This window comes from Streptomyces coryli (assembly GCF_011044975.1).
Taxonomy (GTDB): domain Bacteria; phylum Actinomycetota; class Actinomycetes; order Streptomycetales; family Streptomycetaceae; genus Streptomyces; species Streptomyces coryli.
This window is the reverse complement of the sequence record NZ_JAAKZV010000410.1, coordinates 1-4,224: the sequence shown is the minus strand read 5'-3', so window position 1 is coordinate 4,224 and position 4,224 is coordinate 1. Positions and strand designations below refer to the sequence as shown.

The window sequence follows — 4,224 nt, the reverse complement described above, 5'->3', positions numbered from 1 at the left end:
CCGCCCATCCCGCCCATCCAGCCGGCCGCGTCGAGGCGGAAGGCGCCGGGTGCCGTCACCGCCCGCAGGTCGTCCTCCAGGGCGCGCATGCGCTCCTCGCCGAGCGTGGCCGCCCAGTCCGCGCGGAGTCGGTCGAAGATCGCGGCGGAGCGGGCCAGCATGTCGCGGCCGTGCGGGGTCAGTTGCACCAGCTTGCGCCGGGCGTCGGCGGGGTCGGCGGCGCGTTCCGCGTAGCCGAGGGTGATCAGACGGTCGACGGTCTTACCGGCGGCCTGCTTGGAGATGCCCAGGCTGCGGCCGATGTCGACGGCGGTGCTGCCGTCGGGGCCGATCGCCTGCAGCGCGAAGCCGTGGGCCGGGCGGGCGTCCGGGTGGCCCTGGCGGGCGAGTTCGGCGTGCAGGGCGTCGATGAGCGTACGGAAGCCCGCGAAGAGCAGGAACGGGAGCTCGTAGCCGGGCCGGGAATCCTGCTTGCCAGTTTCGACAACCTGGTTTACCTTCTTCTCATCGTCAACCATGTTGACCATTCTAGGAGGGTGACTTGTTCGACGCACACACCGTGGAGACCGCCCCGGAGGCCTCCCGTCAGACCGTGGAGAACGTGGCCGCGTCATGGGGCGGCACGGTCCCGGACGCCGTGGCGCGGCTGGCCACCTCGCCCGAGCTGCTCAACGGATTCCTGTCCCTGAGCGCCGCCTTCGAGGGCTGCACGCTGGACCCGCTGTCCCGCGAGACCGTCATCATGACCGTCGCCGTACGCAACGAGTGCCACGTCTGCATAGCCATCCACACCGGCAAGCTCCGCAAGCTGGGCGCGGCCGCCGAGCTCATCGCCGCGCTGCGGGAGGGCACGGCGGTGGCCGACGAACGGCTCGCGGCCGTCCAGGAGTTCACGCTCGCCGCCCTCGACACCGCCGGTGCCGTACCCGACGAGGGCATCAAGGCGCTCCTCGGGCACGGCTACACCGAACGCAATGCCCTGGAGGTCGTGCTGGGCATCGGCACGTACACGATGTCGACCCTCGCCAACCGGCTGGTCAGGGCGACGTGACGGCTTACGGCTGCCAGAGCCGCGCCTTGTAGATCCCCCCGCCCACCAGGTGATACGGCTCCCCCGCCGGATGCAGCCGCACCCGCTCCGTCCACCACGTCTCGCCGAGCCCCGGCTCGGGCTGCGTGCTGACGACGGTGCCGGAGTCCGGGTGGAAGCCGGCCGCCTTGACCTTGTTACGCGGCCATCCGGCCGTCCACGGGAAGTCCTGCAGGAAGGCCTTGCGGCGCTTGGAGTACTGGAAGATGTCGCCGTTGACCGTCACCCACAGCCGGTCGGGGCGCCCGGCGACCGGGAAGAGGTCGTGGCCGTCGGGCCCCGGCAGCGGGATCGAGAAGACCTGCGTGATCGTCGGTGCGGCGCGGGTGCCGCCGATCTCGTACGCGACGAGGTCGTCGTGCCCTATGGCCCACAGCACGTCGCGGTCGCCGTCCCAGACGACGCCGTGGGCGGTACGGAGTTTCGCCTCGGCGTACACGTCGTTGGCCGGCCCCTGGGAGGCCGCGTAGACGCGGACGATGCCGCCGGTGGAGCCGGCGACGGCGATGTTGCCGTTCGGCAGCAGCTCGATGCTGTGCGGGTTGAGGAGGTCGTCGCCGAGGCCGAGACCGCCGCCCCAGTAGCGCTTTTTGGTGGGGTACTCGACGGCGAAGGCGAGCCCGAAGGAGGCGGTGGCGAGGACGTAGGTCTTACGCCCGTGCCGCCGGACCTTCACCTCGCTGACGTACCGCCAGCCGTCCGCGTACTGCAGATCGGCGAACTGCGGGTCGCCGTCCGGGGTGTACCGCCACAGCGCGGCGGCCGGGTCGGCGGCGAGATCCCAGGTCTTCTTGCCGGAGTCGAGCAGCAGGATGCTGCGGGTGGCCTGGTCGCCGACCAGGACGTGCGGGAAGCGGCTGCCGCCGCCGGTCTCCGCGGCGCGCGCCTGCGACGCGCTCAAGGCGACCGCTCCCGCGGCGCCGAGCGCCCCCGCCAGCACGCCGCGCCGGGTGGGTCTGCCAGTGCCTGCTGCCATGTTCCGCCCCCTCCTGGGTAACCGCTTGCGACCGAGCGGAAGCGTGGCATGGGTGTGGCAGGCGGGGAAGGGGACGCGCCAGAGATTCGCCCGCCGGTCATCTCGAAGTTGCCGTGAGGGTAAGGGGCTTGAGGCCGCGGATGACGCGGATCAGGCGTTCTCCGCCCTGCGCAGCAGCAGGGCGCGCTCGGCCTCATTGCGCGTGAGGTCTGCGGCCCGTACGAACTCCGCGCGGGCCTCCGCGGACCGGCCGAGCTTGGCCAGCAGGTCGCCGCGGACGCTCGGGAGCAGGTGGTAGTCCTTCAGGGCCGGCTCGTCCGTGAGCGCGTCGACGAGCGCGAGTCCGGCGGCCGGGCCCTCGGCCATCGAGACCGCCACGGCGCGGTTCAGCTCGACGACGGGCGAGGGGGTGGCCCGCGCCAACTGGGCGTACAGCGCGGCGATCCGCCCCCAGTCGGTGTCCTCGGCCTTACGTGCCTGCGCGTGACACGCGGCGATCGCGGCCTGGAGGACGTACGGGCCCGCCGGGCCGTCCGCCGTCTTCCCGGCCAGCGCCAGCGCGGCGATCCCGCGGCGGATCAGCAGCTGATCCCAGCGTGACCGGTTCTGTTCCAGCAGCAGCACCGGCTCGCCGTCGTCCCCGGTGCGCGCCGCCGACCGCGACGCCTGGAACTCCAGCAGCGCCGCGAGCCCGTGCACCTCCGGCTCGTCCGGCATCAGGCCCTGCAGCAGCCGCGCGAGCCGCAGCGCGTCCTCGCACAGCGCGGGGCGCATCCAGTCGTCGCCGGCGGTGGCGGAGTAACCCTCGTTGAAGATCAGGTAGATGACCTCGAGCACGGAGGCGAGCCGCTCGGCCCGCTCCTCGCCCTGCGGTACCTCGAAAGGCACCTGGGCCTTCGTGAGGGCCTTCTTCGCCCGTACGATCCGCTGCGCCACGGTCGGCTCGGCGACGAGGAACGCCCGCGCGATCTCGTCCGTCCGCAGCCCGCCGATCATCCGCAGGGTGAGCGCGACCCGCGCCTCGGTGGGGAGGACGGGGTGGCAGGCGGTGAAGACCAGCCGCAGGACGTCGTCCTCGATCCGGTCCTCGTCGACGGCGTCGAAGTCATCGCGGCCGCCGTCCTGCTGCCGGTGCCGCAGGTCCTCGCCGACCTCGCTCAGCTTGCGGGCGTATGTCTCCCGGCGCCGGATCAGGTCGATTCCGCGGCGCTTGGCGGCGGCCATCAGCCAGGCGCCCGGGTTGTCGGGGACTCCGTCCCGCGGCCACTGCTCCAGGGCCGCTACGAGGGCGTCCTGCGCCAGCTCCTCGGCGGTGCCGACATCCCGTACGAGCCGGGTCAGCCCGGCGATGAGCCGCGCCGACTCGATCCGCCATACGGCGGCCACAGCGCCGTGTGCGTCGTCGGTTCCCGTCACGGTCCCCCATCAGAGCAGCAGGGGACCGCGACGGCAAACCGGGTGCCGTCAGCCGCTCACCAGCTCCCGCACCTCGCAGGTGATGTTCCACTCGTCGCCGTGCACCAGCAGGAAGCGCCGGGCCCACTCGGCGGCCTCGTCGCGGTCCTTGGCCTGCAGCATCAGATAGCCGCCGACCATCTCCTTGGTCTCGGTGAACGGCCCGTCGACGGTGCTCACCTTCCCTCCGGAAAGGTGCAGCCGCTGCGACTCGGCCGTAGGCTTCAGCCCACTGTCCTCGAGCAGCACACCGGCCTGCCGCATCTCGTCGAGCAGCTTCGTCATCTCGGCAATGATCTCGTCGCTGGGCGGCCCGGTGAATTCCTGCTCATCCAGCTTGATCATGGTCAGAAAGCGCGGCATGGTCGCCACTCCTTAGGGTCGTACGGTGCGGATCCATGGGGTCAGGATCCGCTCTCACCTTCGGCGTCGAATGAGCCTCGCCGGATTCGACATGGGGCCGGAGATTTCTTTCGTGAGCTTGCGGGTGGGTGGCTTGGCGCGGGATTGGCATGCGGCGGGTGGCTTGGCGTCGGATGCGGCGGGTGGCTTGGCGCACGATCTCGCGGACGGCTTGGCATCGGATGCGACGGGCGGCTTGGCGCACGATCTCGCGGGCGGCTTGGCATCGGATGGTGACGGCCGCGTCGCCGGGGTGCCTTTGGTCCCGGTGCGGGTGGGAGGGCTGGTTACGGGAGGAGTG

At 71.6% G+C, this 4,224-nt stretch carries 5 protein-coding genes and 1 pseudogene; 2 read left to right on the top strand and 4 right to left on the bottom strand.

Features of this window, described 5'->3' with window-relative positions; translation table 11 throughout:
* Positions 1-527 (bottom strand): MarR family winged helix-turn-helix transcriptional regulator (locus G5C51_RS40300; protein ID WP_165245643.1); only part of this gene is annotated, 527 nt, incomplete at its 3' end.
* A gap of 14 nt (positions 528-541) precedes the next feature.
* Here G5C51_RS40300 and G5C51_RS40295 point away from each other — a divergent pair.
* A complete protein-coding gene (locus tag G5C51_RS40295; protein ID WP_165245641.1) occupies positions 542-1,051 on the top strand; it encodes a carboxymuconolactone decarboxylase family protein in 510 nt (169 codons plus the stop codon).
* Between the two features lie 4 nt (positions 1,052-1,055).
* Here G5C51_RS40295 and G5C51_RS40290 read toward each other — a convergent pair whose 3' ends face one another.
* The 3 genes from G5C51_RS40290 to G5C51_RS40280 form a co-directional block, all read right to left on the bottom strand.
* The gene (locus G5C51_RS40290) at positions 1,056-2,066 is read right to left on the bottom strand and encodes a DUF6528 family protein (protein WP_165245639.1); all 1,011 of its coding nucleotides are present in this window, start codon (positions 2,064-2,066) and stop codon (positions 1,056-1,058) included.
* A gap of 150 nt (positions 2,067-2,216) precedes the next feature.
* Positions 2,217-3,482, bottom strand: a complete 1,266-nt coding sequence (locus G5C51_RS40285) for an RNA polymerase sigma factor (RefSeq protein ID WP_338118495.1) — start codon at positions 3,480-3,482, stop codon at positions 2,217-2,219.
* Positions 3,483-3,530: 48 nt separating this feature from the next.
* Entirely contained in the window at positions 3,531-3,884 is a 354-nt protein-coding gene (locus G5C51_RS40280) for a YciI family protein (RefSeq protein ID WP_165245637.1), read from the bottom strand.
* A gap of 70 nt (positions 3,885-3,954) precedes the next feature.
* On the opposite strand from G5C51_RS40280, the pseudogene G5C51_RS42655 reads away from it, so the two are divergent.
* Positions 3,955-4,224 (top strand): annotated as a pseudogene (locus tag G5C51_RS42655) (hypothetical protein); the annotation flags it as partial.

Excerpts from the sequence above, each read along its gene's own strand:
- G5C51_RS40290 (WP_165245639.1), bottom strand. The coding sequence starts at position 2,066 with ATGGCAGCAGGCACTGGCAGACCCACCCGGCGCGGCGTGCTGGCGGGG.
- G5C51_RS40280 (WP_165245637.1), bottom strand. The coding sequence starts at position 3,884 with ATGCCGCGCTTTCTGACCATGATCAAGCTGGATGAGCAGGAATTCACC.